The sequence below is a fragment of the Bacillus sp. FSL R5-0523 genome (genome assembly GCF_037975295.1).
Taxonomy (GTDB): domain Bacteria; phylum Bacillota; class Bacilli; order Bacillales; family Bacillaceae; genus Bacillus; species Bacillus subtilis.
On record NZ_CP150251.1, the window covers coordinates 1,424,967 to 1,442,337 of the forward strand.

At 41.9% G+C, this 17,371-nt stretch carries 19 protein-coding genes and 2 riboswitches; of the genes, 13 read left to right on the top strand and 6 right to left on the bottom strand.

The annotated features are described in order from the left end of the window. Positions 1 to 14: 14 nt before the first annotated feature. Positions 15 to 115, top strand: a riboswitch (SAM riboswitch). A gap of 83 nt (positions 116 to 198) precedes the next feature. The 4 genes from mtnW to mtnD are packed head-to-tail and all read left to right on the top strand — an operon-like array spanning position 199 to position 3,258. Further along, complete coding sequence (gene mtnW, locus NYE53_RS07425; RefSeq protein WP_033880986.1) at positions 199 to 1,416, top strand: 2,3-diketo-5-methylthiopentyl-1-phosphate enolase; 1,218 nt, start codon at positions 199 to 201, stop codon at positions 1,414 to 1,416. Continuing rightward, positions 1,413 to 2,120, top strand: coding sequence for a 2-hydroxy-3-keto-5-methylthiopentenyl-1-phosphate phosphatase (gene mtnX, locus NYE53_RS07430; RefSeq protein WP_003232486.1), 708 nt, complete (start codon positions 1,413 to 1,415; stop codon positions 2,118 to 2,120). Before mtnW ends, mtnX begins: the two co-directional genes overlap by 4 nt. Further along, positions 2,078 to 2,707: a methylthioribulose 1-phosphate dehydratase gene (locus tag NYE53_RS07435; RefSeq protein WP_015483162.1), complete on the top strand. Its 630-nt coding sequence runs from the start codon at positions 2,078 to 2,080 to the stop codon at positions 2,705 to 2,707. Before mtnX ends, NYE53_RS07435 begins: the two co-directional genes overlap by 43 nt. Positions 2,708 to 2,721: 14 nt before the next feature. Then, positions 2,722 to 3,258, top strand: a complete 537-nt coding sequence (gene mtnD, locus NYE53_RS07440) for an acireductone dioxygenase (protein WP_339247998.1) — start codon at positions 2,722 to 2,724, stop codon at positions 3,256 to 3,258. A 40-nt stretch (positions 3,259 to 3,298) separates the two neighbouring features. On the opposite strand, the gene NYE53_RS07445 is transcribed toward mtnD, so the two are convergent. Further along, a complete protein-coding gene (locus tag NYE53_RS07445; RefSeq protein ID WP_003232481.1) occupies positions 3,299 to 3,619 on the bottom strand; it encodes a YkvA family protein in 321 nt (106 codons plus the stop codon). A gap of 202 nt (positions 3,620 to 3,821) precedes the next feature. Between NYE53_RS07445 and spo0E the strand changes: the two genes are divergently transcribed. Both spo0E and NYE53_RS07455 read left to right on the top strand, forming a co-directional pair. Further along, complete coding sequence (gene spo0E / locus NYE53_RS07450) at positions 3,822 to 4,079, top strand: aspartyl-phosphate phosphatase Spo0E (protein ID WP_003232480.1); 258 nt, start codon at positions 3,822 to 3,824, stop codon at positions 4,077 to 4,079. Between the two features lie 85 nt (positions 4,080 to 4,164). Continuing rightward, entirely contained in the window at positions 4,165 to 4,596 is a 432-nt protein-coding gene (locus NYE53_RS07455) for a hypothetical protein (RefSeq protein ID WP_003232479.1), read from the top strand. Positions 4,597 to 4,623: 27 nt separating this feature from the next. On the opposite strand, the gene kinD is transcribed toward NYE53_RS07455, so the two are convergent. Beyond that, the gene (kinD, locus tag NYE53_RS07460) at positions 4,624 to 6,144 is read right to left on the bottom strand and encodes a sporulation kinase KinD (RefSeq protein ID WP_268554728.1); all 1,521 of its coding nucleotides are present in this window, start codon (positions 6,142 to 6,144) and stop codon (positions 4,624 to 4,626) included. A gap of 192 nt (positions 6,145 to 6,336) precedes the next feature. Here kinD and mhqR point away from each other — a divergent pair, with 192 nt between their 5' ends. Then, positions 6,337 to 6,774, top strand: coding sequence for a MarR family transcriptional regulator MhqR (mhqR, locus tag NYE53_RS07465; protein WP_003232475.1), 438 nt, complete (start codon positions 6,337 to 6,339; stop codon positions 6,772 to 6,774). Between the two features lie 39 nt (positions 6,775 to 6,813). On the opposite strand, the gene motB is transcribed toward mhqR, so the two are convergent. The 3 genes from motB to clpE form a co-directional block, all read right to left on the bottom strand. Next, positions 6,814 to 7,599, bottom strand: coding sequence for a flagellar motor protein MotB (motB, locus tag NYE53_RS07470; protein ID WP_003232473.1), 786 nt, complete (start codon positions 7,597 to 7,599; stop codon positions 6,814 to 6,816). Continuing rightward, positions 7,571 to 8,383 (bottom strand): flagellar motor stator protein MotA, encoded by an 813-nt coding sequence (motA, locus tag NYE53_RS07475; RefSeq protein ID WP_003238984.1) that lies wholly within the window; start codon positions 8,381 to 8,383, stop codon positions 7,571 to 7,573. The genes motB and motA overlap by 29 nt, the downstream gene beginning before the upstream one ends. Positions 8,384 to 8,766: 383 nt before the next feature. Beyond that, the gene (clpE, locus tag NYE53_RS07480) at positions 8,767 to 10,866 is read right to left on the bottom strand and encodes an ATP-dependent protease ATP-binding subunit ClpE (protein ID WP_172861659.1); all 2,100 of its coding nucleotides are present in this window, start codon (positions 10,864 to 10,866) and stop codon (positions 8,767 to 8,769) included. Between the two features lie 364 nt (positions 10,867 to 11,230). Between clpE and NYE53_RS07485 the strand changes: the two genes are divergently transcribed. From NYE53_RS07485 to queF, 5 genes are all read left to right on the top strand, one after another. Further along, positions 11,231 to 12,274 carry a transporter gene (locus tag NYE53_RS07485; RefSeq protein ID WP_015383514.1) on the top strand — a complete coding sequence of 348 codons (1,044 nt, stop codon included), beginning with the start codon at positions 11,231 to 11,233 and terminating at the stop codon, positions 12,272 to 12,274. A 138-nt stretch (positions 12,275 to 12,412) separates the two neighbouring features. Next, a riboswitch (PreQ1 riboswitch) is annotated at positions 12,413 to 12,457 on the top strand. 129 nt (positions 12,458 to 12,586) lie between these two features. After that, positions 12,587 to 13,246, top strand: coding sequence for a 7-cyano-7-deazaguanine synthase QueC (gene queC / locus NYE53_RS07490; protein ID WP_069837470.1), 660 nt, complete (start codon positions 12,587 to 12,589; stop codon positions 13,244 to 13,246). Beyond that, positions 13,239 to 13,688, top strand: a complete 450-nt coding sequence (queD, locus tag NYE53_RS07495; protein WP_326211088.1) for a 6-carboxytetrahydropterin synthase QueD — start codon at positions 13,239 to 13,241, stop codon at positions 13,686 to 13,688. Before queC ends, queD begins: the two co-directional genes overlap by 8 nt. After that, on the top strand, positions 13,681 to 14,412 hold the full coding sequence (gene queE / locus NYE53_RS07500) for a 7-carboxy-7-deazaguanine synthase QueE (RefSeq protein WP_003232460.1): 732 nt from the start codon (positions 13,681 to 13,683) through the stop codon (positions 14,410 to 14,412). The genes queD and queE overlap by 8 nt, the downstream gene beginning before the upstream one ends. A gap of 17 nt (positions 14,413 to 14,429) precedes the next feature. Next, positions 14,430 to 14,927 carry a preQ(1) synthase gene (gene queF, locus NYE53_RS07505; protein ID WP_339248006.1) on the top strand — a complete coding sequence of 166 codons (498 nt, stop codon included), beginning with the start codon at positions 14,430 to 14,432 and terminating at the stop codon, positions 14,925 to 14,927. A 575-nt stretch (positions 14,928 to 15,502) separates the two neighbouring features. Here queF and NYE53_RS07510 read toward each other — a convergent pair. Continuing rightward, positions 15,503 to 15,859, bottom strand: a complete 357-nt coding sequence (locus tag NYE53_RS07510; protein WP_003245808.1) for a winged helix-turn-helix transcriptional regulator — start codon at positions 15,857 to 15,859, stop codon at positions 15,503 to 15,505. A 168-nt stretch (positions 15,860 to 16,027) separates the two neighbouring features. Between NYE53_RS07510 and NYE53_RS07515 the strand changes: the two genes are divergently transcribed. Beyond that, entirely contained in the window at positions 16,028 to 16,774 is a 747-nt protein-coding gene (locus tag NYE53_RS07515; RefSeq protein ID WP_339248009.1) for a glucose 1-dehydrogenase, read from the top strand. Positions 16,775 to 17,371 lie beyond the last annotated feature (597 nt).

The window sequence follows — 17,371 nt, forward strand, 5'->3', positions numbered from 1 at the left end:
ATAAAATCTATATTTTCTTATCAAGAGCAGGCAGAGGGACGAGCCCGATGAAGCCCGGCAACCGACTTATAAAGCACGGTGCTAATTCTTGCAGCTAGCGGCTGAGAGATAAGATTCGGACGAGAAACGAAACCTCTTTAGACGCGATTGCAGTTTGAAGAGGTTTTTTGATATGGATGAAATGAAAGGAGCTCTGGCATGAGTGAGTTATTAGCGACATATCTCCTGACCGAACCGGGAGCCGATACAGAGAAGAAAGCAGAACAAATCGCAACAGGATTGACAGTAGGCTCCTGGACTGATCTGCCCCTTGTAAAACAGGAGCAAATGCAAAAGCACAAGGGGCGGGTGATAAAAGTTGAGGAGAGAGAGGGAACTGCTGCATCAGAAAAACAAGCGGTCATCACAATTGCCTATCCTGAAATCAATTTCTCTCAGGATATTCCGGCTTTGCTGACAACAGTGTTTGGCAAGCTGTCGCTGGACGGAAAAATCAAATTAATCGATCTTCACTTCTCTGAAGTATTTAAGCGTGCACTGCCGGGACCGAAGTTTGGCGTATACGGCATCCGGAAGCTGCTGGGAGAGTTTGAGAGACCGCTGTTAATGAGCATATTTAAAGGCGTAATCGGAAGGGACCTGAGTGATATTAAAGAACAGCTCCGGCAGCAGGCGCTTGGCGGAGTTGACTTGATTAAAGACGATGAAATTTTCTTTGAGACAGGTCTAGCACCTTTTGAAACAAGAATTGCAGAAGGAAAGCAAATATTGAAAGAAACGTATGAACAAACCGGACATAAAACGCTGTATGCGGTGAATTTGACCGGACGTACGGCTGATCTGAAAGACAAAGCGAGACGCGCCGCCGAGCTGGGAGCGGATGCGCTTTTGTTTAATGTCTTTGCTTACGGCTTGGACGTTATGCAAGGCCTTGCAGAAGATCCTGAAATCCCAGTTCCGATTATGGCGCATCCAGCAGTGAGCGGAGCGTTTACGTCTTCTCCGTTTTACGGTTTTTCTCACGCTCTTTTACTCGGAAAATTAAACCGATATTGCGGTGCTGACTTCAGCCTCTTTCCGTCTCCATATGGTTCGGTTGCGCTTCCAAGAGCAGATGCACTGGCGATTCATGAAGAATGTGTGAGAGAGGATGCTTTTAACCAAACATTTGCGGTTCCGTCAGCAGGCATTCATCCCGGCATGGTTCCGCTATTAATGCGTGATTTCGGCATAGACCACATTATTAACGCCGGAGGAGGCGTACATGGACATCCGAACGGTGCCCAAGGCGGGGGGCGAGCGTTCAGAGCCATTATTGATGCGGTCCTAGAGGCCCAGCCGATTGATGAAAAAGCCGAACAATGCAAGGATCTTAAGCTTGCGCTAGATAAATGGGGAAAGGTTGAAGCCGTATGACGACTCGAAAACCTTTTATTATTTGTGATTTTGACGGAACAATCACGATGAACGACAACATTATAAATATCATGAAAACATTTGCTCCCCCAGAGTGGGTGGCATTAAAAGACGGCGTACTTTCCAAAACGCTGTCGATCAAGGAAGGTGTTGGGCGGATGTTCGGCCTTCTGCCCAGCCGTTTAAAAGAAGAGATTACAAGTTTTGTATTGGAAGATGCAAAAATCAGGGAAGGCTTTCGGGAATTTGTAGCATTTATCAATGAGCACGAGATTCCGTTTTATGTCATAAGCGGTGGAATGGACTTTTTTGTATATCCTTTGCTTGAAGGCATTGTGGAGAAAGACCGCATTTATTGCAACCATGCTTCATTTGACAATGACTATATCCATATTGACTGGCCTCATTCCTGCAAGGGCACATGCAGCAATCAATGCGGGTGCTGTAAGCCGTCGGTCATTCATGAACTTTCTGAACCGAACCAATATATCATCATGATCGGTGATTCGGTTACAGATGTGGAGGCAGCAAAGCTGTCTGACCTATGCTTTGCAAGGGATTATTTATTAAACGAATGCCGGGAGCAAAACCTCAATCATCTTCCGTATCAAGATTTTTATGAGATCAGAAAGGAAATTGAGAATGTAAAGGAGGTACAGGAATGGCTGCAAAACAAGAACGCTGGCGAGAGCTCGCTGAAGTAAAACGGGAATTGGCAGAGAGAGATTGGTTTCCGGCGACTAGCGGTAATCTGTCAATTAAGGTTACAGATGAGCCTTTAACATTTCTCGTCACTGCAAGCGGAAAAGATAAACGCAAAGAGACGGTTGAAGATTTTCTGCTGGTCGATCAAAACGGAGAGCCTGCTGAAAGCGGGCATTCTCTGAAACCGTCAGCAGAAACGCTTTTGCATACACATTTGTACAATAAAACCAATGCCGGATGCTGCCTGCATGTCCATACGGTAAACAATAATGTGATTTCAGAGTTATACGGAGACCAAAAGAAAATCACATTCAAAGGCCAGGAAATTATAAAAGCACTCGGCTTGTGGGAAGAGAACGCAGAAGTGACCATTCCGATTATAGAAAATCCGGCACATATCCCGACGCTTGCGGCACTGTTTGCGGAAGAGATTTCAGAAGATTCAGGAGCTGTTCTGATCCGAAATCATGGTATTACGGCTTGGGGGAGAACAGCATTTGAGGCAAAAAGAGTGCTTGAAGCGTATGAATTTTTGTTCAGCTACCATTTGAAATTGAAAACACTCCAGCATCAGCTGGTTAAATAAAAGGAGGAATTGAAATGGCTACAATTCGAATTCATGATGAGGCAAATACAACGATTGAAAATCAAGAGGAAGTGGCAAGCTTTCTGGACAGTCAAGAGGTTATTTATGAGCAATGGGATATCACGAAGCTTCCGGAACATCTCTCAGAGAAATATGACCTGAAAGAAGAAGAAAAACAGCAAATTCTTGATACCTTTGAAACTGAAATTAAAGATATCTCAACCCGCCGCGGCTATAAAGCACAGGATGTTATTTCATTGTCAGACAGCAACCCAAAACTTGATGAACTGCTTGAAAATTTTAAAAGAGAGCATCACCATACAGACGATGAGGTTCGTTTTATCGTAAGCGGACACGGTATTTTTGTCATTCAAGGCAAGGACGGCACGTTTTTTGATGTCCGTTTAAACCCTGGAGATTTAATCTCTGTGCCTGAGAATATCCGCCATTACTTCACGCTTCAGGAGGACCGCAAAGTTGTCGCGGTGAGAATTTTTGTCACAACTGAAGGCTGGGTTCCGATTTATGAAAAAGACAGCGTGAATCAATAAGCATGAGAAAGCCCCGTTCATCGAACGGGGCTTTTTATATTTATTGCAAACGCCACTTTTCATACTGTGACAGTTCTTTTTTAATCAGTGTCCAAATCAAACCTAAAACAGCTGCATCGTCAATGAATCCAAGACCGAGGATTACGTCTGGAATGATATCGAGCGGCATGACGATATACAGGATTGCGGCAGTTAACAGCAAAAGTGTTTTAACCTGTGAACGAGGGTAGTCGCCATTTCGCCAATCGCGAAGCATCTGAAAAAAAGTAGTGATGTGCTGAATACATTTTTTTCGGTTTTTCCTCTTCAAAATTGCTTTTCCGCCTGCCGCTCCGAGCATAATTGCTTTCTTTTTCTTCATTGGGCATACCTCCTGCCTGGCGGCGTGTTTAAGATATTCTTCACCTGGGTATTGTTCTTCTAATCCTATCAATATATCTATTATACCTGAAAAATTAACTTATTTAATGAAAATATGTTTACAAATAAAGTATAATCTGTAATAATGCACAATAACCCAATCAAACTTGTTTCCTATTTCTTAGCGGCGAGGGGTGAAGTGAATGGGCGGTTCTTCTGAACAAGAAAGATTGTTGGTGTCTATTGATGAAAAAAGAAAGTTAATGATAGATGCCGCTAGAAAGCAGGGATTTACAGGGCATGACACGATCAGGCACAGTCAGGAGCTGGATTGTTTAATAAATGAATATCACCAGCTTATGCACGAAAACGAACATTCCCAAGGGATTCAAGGCCTTGTAAAGAAATTAGGCTTGTGGCCCCGCAGAGATGTTATGCCAGCATATGATGCAAATAAATAGCGGCCTATCAGATGCATATATAAAGAGAGAGCTTTTCGGAAGCGCTCTTTTTTTCTGGAAAAAATTCATATGAAAGAGGGAACTAATGAAGGAACTGGCGATTCTCATTACCGAAATGGTCAATCAATTTCATGATGCTTTTATTTCCTTATGCGGAATATTTGGCATTTATTTAACTGACAAAGAAATGCATTTTTGGGTGATCGGCATTTTTGGCATATTCTTTTTCGGCGTCACTCACGCTGTGTTTACATGGCTTTCTAAATGGAGTATGACAGCCTTGTCCTTTATCTATACCGTTACAGTCATCATTGTCATCGTATTTGCGATTGAGATTCAGCAAAAGGTGACGGGGAGAGGGAATATGGAGTTTTTAGATGCCACGGAAGGTATAAAGGGTTTTTTAGTATTTTTTATGTTTTTTTTGCTTTTGAAAATGCTGTTGCGTTTCATCAAAATCCTTTTTTCTGGAAGACCAGCAAGCAAATCGAATGGCAATACCCGATCACGAAGATAAAAAACCCTCCTGACATGGTCAGGGGGGTTATGAAGCGGATACAGGGAGGGTGATTGTCACCTCTGTGCCTCTTCGCACTTCACTTTCAATATGAATAGAGCCTCCGTACATCAGCACGATCCGTTTACAAACAACAAGGCCGAGACCGGTTCCTTTTTCTTTAGAAGTAACAAAGGGAAGGAAGATGTGATCCAGCATTTCCTGAGAAATCCCTTCACCGTTATCCACAACTTTGATTATGGCTTTTTTATCTAAAGCTCCCAGGGAGATCGTCAGTTTGCCTCCTTCAGGCATTGACTCGAGGCCATTTTTTGCTACATTTAAAATCACTTGTTTAATATGATCTTTTGTACATTTTACGAGTAAGGGCTGCTCGGTTAAATACTGTAATTCGACTTCAACATTGTATAGATTGCCCTCAGAATAAATGATCGGCATAATTTCTCCGATAATGTCCTGAAGTGAGTTCAGCTCCCATTTTTCAGCTGTCGGCTTGCCGAGAACGAGAAACTCACTCACTATTTGATTGATGCGCTTTATCTCCTGTTCGATAATGGAGAAGTAAAGCTGATCTTCCTCACCTTTATATTTCTTTTGCAACAGCTGAATAAAGCCGCTTATCCCGGTAAGAGGATTACGGATTTCATGGGCTGTGCTGGCAGCAAGCGTCCCGATCAGCTCTAATTTTTGCGCCTCATTTTCTGAGCGCTCCAGCTGGGTCTGCCGCTTCAGCAAATAATACAGCACGAGAATAAAAAGGATATTCAGCAGAACAATAATACATGAAAGCGGAAGCACTAGGCTTTTCGTCAGTTCTTCTATTGTGACCGGGTTCGGATAGACTTTCATATTCCAGCTGATATCATCCAGATATCCGCTGACAGGTTTCTGATCCTCTGCATGAGAGGCTTGTCCACTCGCAAAAATCATTTTCCCGTCTTGGTTCACAACTTCAATATAAACATCAGGGCTTAGTAAATTAATGAGATTTTTCAAATAATCAATTTGAATTGCTGCGACAAGATAATCTGTCACATTACGTTTTGAGTCCAAAACAGGTACACAAATTGTGAAAATTGGCTGACCAGTAATTCTGCTCGAATAACTATCTGAAATGACTGTCTTTTTAGTTTTCTTTGCTTTTGTAAAAAAAGATCTGTCGGCCAGGTTTACTTTCGTTTTTAATTCGGTTGTGCTTGCGGTGACGTCTCCTTTGGCATTGAGAAAATAGAGACCGGAAAATCTCGGCTCTGAATCAAAGGTCTTTTCCAAAATTGACTGCATTTTCTTTATATCAACCGGTCTGTCGATGGCGATGGACAAGGAGGTCATTCTCGCCATTGTTTCTCCGATTAAATAATTGATTTTGTTGCGGTGAAGGTTTAGCAGGACACTTGCTTCTTGTTTATGTTCTGCAGCTATTGTATCTTTTTCTTTTTCATATACGAAAAAGCTGATGACGATTGCCGGAATCACGACCAGTATGATATAAAGTTTGACTCTCCCGCAGGCGCCTTTTAGTATTTTCAATTTGCATCGCTCCAACATACACCTGATTAGAGGTATTATATCATTGTTTCTTCTTCTTTAATAAGAAAAAATAACCAAAAAAATTAGAAAAAGGTGTTGGCAAGCTTACATTTTAAAAAAGAAGAGAAATATTGGAAAGATTTTTATTGACATTTTGGTCTTTGTTTATTAATGTTTCTCTGTAACGGTTTCTAAAAGGATGATTGAGACATGACAGAAAAATCACTGAAGTTATTTATCGTGCTGTCGCGCGCGTATCGGTCTATTAACGATCATATGAATAAGCATATTCATAAGCATGGGCTGAATCCGACTGAATTTGCTGTGCTAGAGCTTTTGTACCATAAAGGCGATCAGCCGCTGCAGCAGATAGGAGATAAAATTCTCTTGGCTAGCGGGAGCATCACATACGTTGTAGATAAGCTGGAGCAAAAAGAACTTCTCATTCGGAAAGCGTCTCCTACAGACAGACGAGTGACATTTGCGCAAATTACTGAAAAAGGCATCGGTCTTTTGAACGATATTTTCCCTGATCACGCTGCTGAAATTGATGAAATGATCAGCGTATTAAGCGAAGAAGAGGTAGAGATGTGCACCGAAATGTTAAAAAGAGTAGGATTAAACGCAAAACAGTTTCATAATAAGTAAAAAAAGGAAGCCTGATATGTCACAAGGCTTCCTTTTTTGCTATTTTTCATTTGTTTCCGCTGCGCCTCTCGGCAAAATGAGAACTTCAACCCGCCGGTTTTTGCTTCGGCCTTCCGCAGTTTTGTTGGAAGCCACCGGTTTATACTCGCCATAACCCTTGGCGCTGAACACTTTTGCATCGAGCTTGGGGTTTTCAATCAGGAGCCCCATAAAGTTTACCGCTCTCATGACGCTTAAATGCCAGTTTGATTGGAATTCAGAATTTTTAATTGGCATATTATCAGTATGTCCGCTGATAATGATATTTCTTGGCGGGTTAATCACAAGAAGATTTGAAATCTCTTTTGCAAGCGGCACATCTTCCTTACGGATGGTCGCTTTTCCAGAATCAAAGAAGATGCTGTCTTTAATCGTAATCAGAAGGCCTTCACTAGTCATCTTCGTCTCCAGCTGATGTTCCAGCTTTTTATCTTTGATGAACTTTTCCACCTGGCTCTTCACATTTTCAAGTTCTTCTTGATCAGCTGCTTTTTCTTTTTCTTTCTTGTTTTTCTCTTTCTCTTCTTTTTCCTTTTTCACTTCATCGATGCCGTCTGACTCGTTTTCAGGAGGAGTGACACTGGAGTAGTCCAGTACACCGGTGCCGCCTGTAAAAACTTCATTAAATGATTTTGAGAGCATTTGAAACTTAGCTGCGTCAATCGAGCTGCTCGCGTACAGCACAATAAACAATGCCAGGAGAAGAGTAAGGATGTCGGCGTAAGGAACGAGCCATGATTCATCAACGTGCTCGTCCTCATGCTTCTTCTTCTTTTTTCTCGCCATTTTGCGCCTCTCCTTGTTCTGCAAATTTCAAGCGGTCCTTCGCAGGAAGATACATTAAAAGCTTTTGTTCGATGACTTTCGGTGCTTGTCCTTCTAAAACGGATAAAACACCTTCAATCATGACCTCACGCAGTTTTACTTCTTGTTTTGATTTTCGTTTTAATTTATTTGCGAAAGGATGCCATAACACATACCCTGTAAAGATACCGAGAAGTGTGGCAACAAAGGCAGCACTGATGGCGTGTCCAAGCTCATCTGTATTGTCCATATGAGAGAGAGCGGCAATCAGCCCGATTACAGCGCCGAGTACTCCAAGTGTCGGAGCGTACGTTCCCGCTTGTGTAAAAATAGCGGCTCCGGCTTGGTGCCTGTCCTCCATTGCTTCGACTTCCTCTGTCATAATATCTCTTATAAATTCCGCGCTTTGCCCATCAACAGCCATGCTGAGCCCGTTTTTCAAGAAAGCATCATCTACATCCTCAATGCTTGCTTCTAAAGCAAGCAGACCTTCGCGGCGTGCAAGCTGAGCCCATTCAGAGAACATAGGAATAAGTTCCTCTATTGTGAGCTGTTTATTTTCCTTAAATAACACTCGAAACAGCGCAGGCACTTTTTTAATTTCTTTTGTTGGGAACGCAATAACGACTGCTGAGATTGTCCCGGCGATAATAATTAAAATGGCAGCGGGGTTTGCAAGGGCGCTGAAACTGACGCCTTTCAGAACCATCCCGACGCTCAATGCCACAAAAGCAAGAATAATACCGATTAACGAAGTTTTATCCATAGTTTTTCACCAAATCCTTTTTTACTAGCTTGTCTATGGTTAATATCGGTTTTGGTGCCCGGAACTTTAGGGACATTGTGAATTTGTTCATGAAATATTCAAGGAAGAGGCATAGAAGGGAGAAATAAACAAAAACGGGCTCTCCAAAATTGAAAAGCCCGGGTGTCTACTGAAATTAGCAGCTTTCTTGCAAGCTGTCCTTCAGATGGTATTCATATAATAGTAGAAATACATATTCACTGTATATAAACATGTTCCATCCCTCCTTAAAAAAAGTGTAAAGGATGAAGGGAAGTAGCGCTTCAGGGGAAGGGACGGTATTTTCTAAGTCAAGAGTATGAAAGCATAAAAAAAGCGGCTTCCTAAAAGGAAACCGCTGATTGTTATTTCGCTCGCACTTTGATTTTATCATCTTCTAAAATCACGTGAAAACTTGTGATCTCGCCATTATCAAGCAGCAGATCGGTCATTTCATCCTCAACCCATTCTTGGATGGTTCTTCTAAGCGGACGTGCACCGAATGAAGGGTGGTAGCCCAGCTCAGCGATTTTTTCTTTCGCTTCATCTGTCACATTCAAGCTAATGCCCCGTTCAGCCAATGTTTCTTCAAGTTCTCCAAGAAGAAGGCTGACGATTTTGACAAGATGTTCTTTTTCCAATGAGCGGAACTCAATAATGCTGTCAAAACGGTTGAGGAACTCAGGTTTAAAGAACATGCTCAGTGAATCAATCAATGTTTGTTCTTCGATGACACTGTCATCTGATTGGAAACCGACTTTCGTTTGTTTCTCACCAGCACCCGCATTACTTGTCATGATGATCACTGTGTCTTTGAAGCTTACGGTTCTGCCTTGGCTGTCTGTCAGACGGCCATCTTCCATAATTTGCAGGAACATATGCTGAACGTCTGGATGTGCTTTTTCAATCTCATCCAGCAACACAATGCTGTAAGGATTGCGGCGCACTTTCTCAGTTAATTGTCCAGCTTCCTCATGGCCGACATATCCAGGCGGTGAACCGATAATTTTAGATACGGCGTGTTTCTCCATGTATTCGCTCATATCGAGTCGGATAATAGCGTCTTTTGTGCCGAATAATTCATCTGCCAGTGTTTTAGAAAGCTCTGTTTTCCCTACGCCGGTAGGACCGACGAAGAGGAAGGAGCCGACTGGTCTGTTTTTGGATTTTAATCCGGCGCGGCTTCGTCTTACCGCTTTTGCCACTTTTTGAACAGCGGCTTCTTGTCCGATCACGCGTTCATGAAGTTTTGCTTCAAGCTCTTTCATTTTCGTTTGTTCGTCTGCCTGCAGTTTGCCGACAGGGATGCCTGTTTTTTGTTCAACAATTTCCTGAATGTGCTCAGCTTCCACAGTGACAGCGGTATGAGCGGAGGAGCTGTTCAGTTTTTTCTCCAATGCGAGTTCTTCATCACGGAGTTTTGCCGCCAGTTCGTAATTTTCTTCTTCCAGGGCTTTTGTTTTTTCGGCTTCAATTGCAGTTAAGCGTTCAGCGGCATCCTCATCATTCAGTTCATCAATTAACAGGTTGGCTTTTGAACCTGCTTCATCTAATAAATCAATTGCTTTATCCGGCAGGTGTCTGTCCTGAATGTAGCGGGATGATAAAGTGACACACGCTTTGATTGCTTCATCACTGAATGTTACGCCATGGTACGCCTCGTATTTGTCTTTAATCCCTTGCAGAATGAGGATAGCTTGTTCAATTGAAGGCTCCTGCACCATGACAGGCTGAAAACGTCTTTCCAGCGCGGCATCTTTTTCGATTTGACGATATTCTTTCAGTGTTGTCGCGCCAATGACTTGCAGTTCGCCTCTGGCTAGGGCCGGTTTGAGAATGTTGCCGGCGTCCATTGATCCTTCTGCAGAGCCTGCGCCGACGAGAAGGTGAATTTCATCAATGAACAGAATGACATTTTTTCGTTCCTTCAGCTCAGTGATCAGCTGTTTCATTCTCTCCTCAAATTGGCCTCTGATCCCTGTGTTTGCAACAAGGGATGCAACATCAAGCAAATATAGCTCTTTGTTTTTCAGTTTGTTTGGAACATCGCCTTCAGCAATTTTTAAAGCGAGTCCTTCAGCGATGGCAGTTTTCCCCACACCCGGCTCACCAATAAGAACCGGATTATTTTTGTTCCTGCGGTTTAGAATTTCGATCACTCGTGCCACTTCATCATCACGGCCGATGACGGGGTCAATGAGACCGGCTTTTGCACCGTTTGTAATATTTTGAGCCAGCTCATCAAGCAACCCTTTTTTTCCGCTTTGTTTTGCTGCGCTGTGTTCTTTCGGCTGGAATGCCTGTTCAAACGGAAAGCCGAAAGATTGAGGACCCATACTCATTGAAGGTTTACGGGTCAGTTCGTTATAGCAAGTTTCACAAAGAACCATCTGTTTATGAACGGAATTTATTTGCATGTTAAGGCGAATCGTCGCCTCGTTTTGATGACAATGTTGACAACGCATTTGCCAAAACCTCCTTAATAATTTGATCTTCTTTGACCAATGAAAGTGAATAAAAAGGTCTATTGGATTTGACCTTCTTTGACTATTAGTATACGGCAAACTTAACGGCATTCAAACCAATATGCTCAAAGCAGACTGAACATTTGACTAACTTTGACCAATTGATTTTTAAAAAAGGCCGGTTTGTTTGACCAACTTTGATTAATAGTATACTCTGACTATCTTTGACTTTCAAGTCTTATGCACAAAAATTTTTGATTTGTTACAAAGTAAAACATGTTTTCTTCGTCTTTTCAAGGAACTTGTCTCATAGGTTATAAAAAGGCATATATGGACAAAACTGCGGTTCGTTCGGAGGGAAGAAATGGAACAATCAAAAGGGTCTGCAAGTCAGCTTGCTTTTGTGTATGTCGGCACAGTAGTCGGAGCTGGATTTGCGACTGGGAGGGAAATTGTTGAGTTTTTTCTGAAGTTCGGCTGGTTCGGTTTATTCGGCATTCTCGTCAGCGGCGGAATGTTTACGTTACTGGGGGCCAAGCTGATGATCATTTCAAAGCGAATCAATGCCAAGTCATATCAAGAAATGAACATATTTTTATTCGGGGCGACGGCTGGGCGGATTATCAATGTATTTATGCTGTTTGTTCTCCTTGGAGTTACATCTGTTATGCTTTCAGGGGCAGGGGCGCTTTTTGAGGAACAGCTGGGGATGTCCGCTCAGATTGGGATGCTCATTACAATCGGTCTGAGCTTAATTGTGATGACTAGAGGAGTAAAAGGCATTTTCGGTGTCAATGTGTTTGTTGTTCCTCTTTTAATCATCTTTTCAATGATTGTGGTGGCCGACTCTTTTATATTCAGCGAATCACGAAACGCAGCTCAGTGGGTCTGGCCGCATCGATGGGATTGGCTGTTATCAGCTGTTTCTTACGGGGCTTTGAATTTATCGCTTGCCCAAGCAGTTTTGGTTCCGCTGGCGAATGAAATGTCATCGGAGAAAGTGATCAAAAAAGGCGCTTTAATCGGAGGGACGATGCTGACGATTGTGCTGTCCGCGAGTTTTCTGTCTTTGTCAACTCTTCCGGATGTATTTTTATATGATATACCGATGGCACAAGTGGTTTATCTCTTTGCACGATCTGTCCATTTGATTTATTTACTCATTATTTTCGGAGAAGTGTTCACATCAGTTATCGGTAATTTATATGGATTAGAAAAACAAGTGCAAAGCTTTCTTCCAGTGAAAAGCAAATATATCTTTGCGGCCATTATGATCACGGCTTATATTACGAGCCAAATAGGGTACGGCAGGCTTATTTCAACGATTTATCCCTTGTTTGGCTATGTGAGCCTGGCCTTCATAGGCGCTTTGCTTTGCAAAAAAGCTCCTCGGCGGCGCAGTTTATAAATATATATAATGAAGCGAACCGTCACTATAGAGCGATAATTGATCTAGGAACCGGGGACTGACTTTTGTATTGTCAAGAAAAACAACATTATGGTAAGATAGCAGAAGTGAAAAAATTGAAGAAAATCCGTGCGATATGCGGGAGAGGTTCTAGCTACACCCTCTATAAAAAACTAAGGACGAGCTGTATCCTTGGATACGGCCTTTTTTATGTTTTTCTAGAGCACCTTCCGAAAAAAGGTGTTTTTTTGCGTGAATTAGCTGTAGCGATGTCTCTCGCCGGCGTTTTTATTGCGGAGAAGGAGAGGAATCATGAAAAAAGAAAAAGCAATTGTCGTATTTAGCGGCGGCCAAGACAGCACAACATGCTTACTGTGGGCTTTAAAAGAATTCGAAGAAGTCGAAACGGTGACTTTTCATTATAATCAGCGACATTCGCAGGAAATTGAAGTGGCAAAATCCATTGCGGAAAAGCTTGGTGTGAAAAATCATTTGCTTGATATGTCACTTTTAAATCAGCTTGCACCGAATGCTTTGACTAGAAATGATATTGAGATAGAAGTAAAAGACGGCGAACTGCCATCCACATTCGTCCCAGGCCGCAATTTGGTATTCTTATCCTTTGCGTCTATCCTGGCTTACCAAATTGGCGCGCGCCACATTATTACAGGAGTTTGCGAGACAGACTTCAGCGGTTACCCTGACTGTCGTGACGAATTCGTGAAATCTTGCAATGTAACGGTAAATCTGGCGATGGAGAAGCCGTTTGTGATTCATACGCCTCTCATGTGGCTCAATAAGGCGGAAACGTGGAAGCTTGCAGATGAGCTTGGCGCGCTGGAGTTTGTGAAAAACAACACGCTGACATGCTATAACGGCATCATCGCCGACGGCTGCGGCGAATGTCCGGCATGTCATCTTCGTTCAAAAGGTTATGAAGAATATATGGTGATGAAAGGAGAACGTGTATAAATTGTTATCTCAAATTTATCCGCAGGCCCAGCATCCTTATTCGTTTGAACTGAATAAGGACATGCATATCTCAGCCGCTCATTTTATCCCTAGGGAAAGTGCGGGAGCGTGCAGCAGGGTTCACGGACATACGTATACCGTAAATATAACCGTCGCCGGCGACGAACTTGACAATTCAGGCTTTCTTGTCAACTTCAGCGTACTCAAAAAATTGGTGCACGGAAACTATGATCACACGCTATTAAATGATCATGAAGATTTTTCTCAGGACGATCGGTATTCGCTGCCGACAACTGAAGTCGTGGCGAAAACGATTTATGACAACGTACAGGCTTATTTAGACACTTTGGAGAATAAGCCGACCTGTGTACAGGTGTTTGTCCGTGAAACACCGACAAGCTACTGTGTCTACCGTCCGAAAAAGGGTGGTTTGAATGGCTAAAGGAATTCCTGTATTAGAAATTTTCGGCCCGACGATTCAAGGAGAAGGCATGGTGATCGGACAGAAAACGATGTTCGTCCGGACAGCCGGCTGCGATTATTCCTGCAGCTGGTGTGACTCCGCTTTCACTTGGGATGGGTCTGCTAAAAAAGATATTCGCTGGATGACGGCGGAGGAGATTTTTGCGGAGCTTAAGGACATTGGGGGAGATGCGTTTTCTCATGTGACGATCTCAGGCGGCAACCCGGCTCTGTTAAAACAGCTGGATGCTTTTATTGAACTGCTGAAGGAAAATAACATCCGTGCAGCGCTTGAAACTCAAGGGACCGTTTATCAGGATTGGTTTACGCTGATTGATGACCTGACAATTTCTCCAAAACCGCCAAGCTCAAAAATGGTAACGAACTTTCAAAAGCTTGACCACATTTTAACTTCACTTCAAGAGAATGATAGACAGCATGCTGTCAGCTTGAAGGTTGTCATCTTTAATGATGAAGATCTGGAATTTGCCAAAACTGTGCACAAGCGGTATCCGGGAATCCCGTTTTATTTACAAGTCGGAAATGATGACGTGCATACGACAGATGATCAGTCACTGATCGCACATTTGCTTGGGAAATATGAAGCGCTTGTTGATAAGGTAGCTGTCGATGCGGAGCTGAATCTCGTCAGAGTGCTCCCGCAGCTGCACACCCTGTTATGGGGCAACAAACGCGGAGTATAATAGAAAGGAAGATGAACATGACGACAAGAAAAGAATCAGAATTAGAAGGTGTAACACTCTTAGGCAAACAAGGTACAAATTATTTGTTCGAATATGCACCGGACGTGCTGGAATCCTTCCCTAATAAACATGTAAACCGTGACTACTTTGTAAAATTCAATTGTCCGGAATTCACATCTTTATGTCCTAAAACAGGGCAGCCTGACTTTGCGACAATCTACATCAGCTACATTCCTGATGAAAAAATGGTTGAAAGCAAATCATTAAAGCTGTATCTATTCAGTTTCAGAAACCATGGTGACTTCCACGAGGACTGCATGAATATCATCATGAATGACTTGATCGAATTAATGGACCCGCGCTACATTGAAGTATGGGGCAAATTCACGCCAAGAGGCGGAATTTCCATTGACCCGTACACAAACTACGGAAAACCTGGCACGAAATATGAGAAAATGGCCGAGTACCGCATGATGAATCATGATTTGTATCCGGAGACGATTGATAATCGTTAATTATTCCGTTGTGTGATACGGTGTGTGAAACGAAGTGGAGTCACAGTAAAATTCGAACATTCAGCGTTAATTTTCAGCGTGTGACCTGGTCACAGCGAAGTGTGACCCGAAGTGACCGGAGTGTGACCCGCACTAAGCTCAATAAAAGTGGGAAAAGTCACACCTGAAAATGGCTCTACTCATGGGAATTGTATTAAAATGTGTGACCTGAGGTGCAACCTGAACTGTGACTTTTATGCAGTGAAAAATTGATAGTACAGAAGCAGATTAAGGCGTACAATTTGTACGTCTTTTCTTTTTTATCCGAAAGAAAAAATGCCTGTCTAGAGATCATAGGCATTAAATATTATTATCAATATCTTCATTTATTTTTTGGCTAAGTTTCTGAACCTTCTCTTTAACATTTGAAACAGCTCTTTTTTGAATTTCATCAATTCTCCTGAATATAGTCGATGACACTTCTTATTAGAACTTCACTTTCAAAATTGAATATCTCATTTATTTCTGACTGTTCTTCATCTGTTAGGTGATGGTATTGAAGTTGTTTAGCATTTGCTTCAGCAGCTACATCAATCCTAACTTAGTTGTTCTGGTTGTACAATTTCATATTCACCTTCTGCATACTCTTGCTCCGCATAATAGCCTCCCCATTGACAGAGCTCCTGCAAGATAGGTTTAAGAGATTCTCCAAGTTCAGTGGATGAATATTCAACCTTCGGCGGTACTTGATTATACATCTTTCTGCTCACAAGTCCACTGGCTTCAAGCTCTCTAAGTGTTTGAATCAGCATTTTCTGAGTGATATTTGGGATAATGCGCTTTAATTCACTCGTTCTCTTTGGTCCATTCATTAAAAAGTATAATACAAGACCTTTCCATTTTCCTCCAATAACTTCCTTTGTCACTTCAAACCCACAGCTAAATTTTTTCATGTCTAAAGCTCTCCATTCCACATTTATTACTTTTTAGTTACTATATCACAAAAAAGTGGGTACTTCCGATAATGTGCTTACTGAAGGATACTATATCTTGTAAGTTGTTCTTCAAGTACTTAAAGGTACTAGACATAAAATAATATTAATTCTAAAGGAGTGTTAAGTATGGGTAAATTTGAAGGTAAAATAGCGCTTGTAACGGGTGGAACAAGTGGGATTGGTCTTGCTACAGCACAAAAATTTGTAAACGAAGGTGCATATGTTTATATCACGGGACGTAGACAAAACGAACTTGATAAAGCTGTTAACCAAATTGGCAAGAACGTAACCGGTGTTCAAGGTGATATTTCTAAGCTTGAAGACTTAGACAAACTATATGACATGATAAAGCAGGAAAAAGGTAAGTTGGACATTCTTTTTGCTAATGCAGGCATCGGCAACTTCCTTCCATTAGGTGAAATTACTGAAGAGCAGGTTGATAGAACGTTCGACATTAACGTGAAAGGAACCATCTTTACTGTTCAAAAAGCATTATCACTATTCCCAGACAAAGTAGGTTCTATTATTGTAACGGGCTCTACTGCTGGATCAATTGGCAACCCAGCGTTTAGTGTATATGGAGCATCTAAAGCAGCATTAAGAGCACTAGTTCGCAACTGGATTCTTGACCTAAAAGGTACTGAAATCCGTGTAAATGTGGTTAGTCCAGGAGCTATTCTTACACCTGCATACGATGAGCTTTTTGGTGATGCACTTGAAGGAGCAATGGAAAATGCCAGAAATACTGTTCCAGCTGGAAAAGTTGGGACACCTGAAGAAGTAGCAAACGCTGTATCTTTCCTTGCTTCAGACGAAAGCAGTTACTTGACGGGTGTTGAATTGTTCGTAGATGGCGGGCTAGCACAGGTATAATTTCACTGCGCAGAGATTACAAATAGTCCCCAAAAAAGGTTGATGGGAATCTTACTTGAAGAAGTCGTATAAAAAAGTCGTTTTCCTTAAAGGACAGGGAATTCGACTTTTTTATATTTGAATTTGCTTAACGTTGTAAATTCGCATTTTCCTGGGGCTACCACTAAATGACCTGTAAAAAAGATTACACTGTGAATAAATGTACTTAAAGTAACGGGGGCGTTAGTTGAAGAACAAACAACACCGTTGTTGTAGTAAATGAGGTCATTTGTTGTACAAAAAAAGGATAGTTGAATACAGGCATTTTCACCCTGTTCATCTATCCTCTCTTTTTGTTTATAAAATGTGCGACATTTTATTTGGTTTCTTAATTATTAATAAAATTAAACATTTTCTTGACTTTTAATAAAAAATAATATCCCTGTCTTTGTATTCTAATACTTTTGAAAATATTTAAAGGAATCCTTATGTCCTGAATAACCACATAGGAAAATATGTTGTAGGTTGCTTTCTATTTTTGTGGGGCATCCCACACAAGCTATCACGTGATCTCACACCTGAACGTTTTTTATAGACTAGTACCGCGACAAGTTATAT

What these genes read in the sequence shown, in the direction of transcription:
- clpE (WP_172861659.1), bottom strand. Translation starts at nt 10,866, where the DNA reads ATGCGTTGTCAACATTGTCATCAAAACGAGGCGACGATTCGCCTTAAC.
- NYE53_RS07455 (WP_003232479.1), top strand. Translation starts at nt 4,165, where the DNA reads ATGAAGGAACTGGCGATTCTCATTACCGAAATGGTCAATCAATTTCAT.
- NYE53_RS07485 (WP_015383514.1), top strand. Translation starts at nt 11,231, where the DNA reads ATGGAACAATCAAAAGGGTCTGCAAGTCAGCTTGCTTTTGTGTATGTC.
- NYE53_RS07445 (WP_003232481.1), bottom strand. Translation starts at nt 3,619, where the DNA reads ATGAAGAAAAAGAAAGCAATTATGCTCGGAGCGGCAGGCGGAAAAGCA.
- NYE53_RS07510 (WP_003245808.1), bottom strand. Translation starts at nt 15,859, where the DNA reads ATGAAAAAATTTAGCTGTGGGTTTGAAGTGACAAAGGAAGTTATTGGA.
- motA (WP_003238984.1), bottom strand. Translation starts at nt 8,383, where the DNA reads ATGGATAAAACTTCGTTAATCGGTATTATTCTTGCTTTTGTGGCATTG.
- NYE53_RS07515 (WP_339248009.1), top strand. Translation starts at nt 16,028, where the DNA reads ATGGGTAAATTTGAAGGTAAAATAGCGCTTGTAACGGGTGGAACAAGT.
- queE (WP_003232460.1), top strand. Translation starts at nt 13,681, where the DNA reads ATGGCTAAAGGAATTCCTGTATTAGAAATTTTCGGCCCGACGATTCAA.
- mtnW (WP_033880986.1), top strand. Translation starts at nt 199, where the DNA reads ATGAGTGAGTTATTAGCGACATATCTCCTGACCGAACCGGGAGCCGAT.
- motB (WP_003232473.1), bottom strand. Translation starts at nt 7,599, where the DNA reads ATGGCGAGAAAAAAGAAGAAGAAGCATGAGGACGAGCACGTTGATGAA.
- kinD (WP_268554728.1), bottom strand. Translation starts at nt 6,144, where the DNA reads ATGTTGGAGCGATGCAAATTGAAAATACTAAAAGGCGCCTGCGGGAGA.
- mhqR (WP_003232475.1), top strand. Translation starts at nt 6,337, where the DNA reads ATGACAGAAAAATCACTGAAGTTATTTATCGTGCTGTCGCGCGCGTAT.
- mtnD (WP_339247998.1), top strand. Translation starts at nt 2,722, where the DNA reads ATGGCTACAATTCGAATTCATGATGAGGCAAATACAACGATTGAAAAT.
- queF (WP_339248006.1), top strand. Translation starts at nt 14,430, where the DNA reads ATGACGACAAGAAAAGAATCAGAATTAGAAGGTGTAACACTCTTAGGC.
- spo0E (WP_003232480.1), top strand. Translation starts at nt 3,822, where the DNA reads ATGGGCGGTTCTTCTGAACAAGAAAGATTGTTGGTGTCTATTGATGAA.
- queC (WP_069837470.1), top strand. Translation starts at nt 12,587, where the DNA reads ATGAAAAAAGAAAAAGCAATTGTCGTATTTAGCGGCGGCCAAGACAGC.
- mtnX (WP_003232486.1), top strand. Translation starts at nt 1,413, where the DNA reads ATGACGACTCGAAAACCTTTTATTATTTGTGATTTTGACGGAACAATC.
- NYE53_RS07435 (WP_015483162.1), top strand. Translation starts at nt 2,078, where the DNA reads ATGGCTGCAAAACAAGAACGCTGGCGAGAGCTCGCTGAAGTAAAACGG.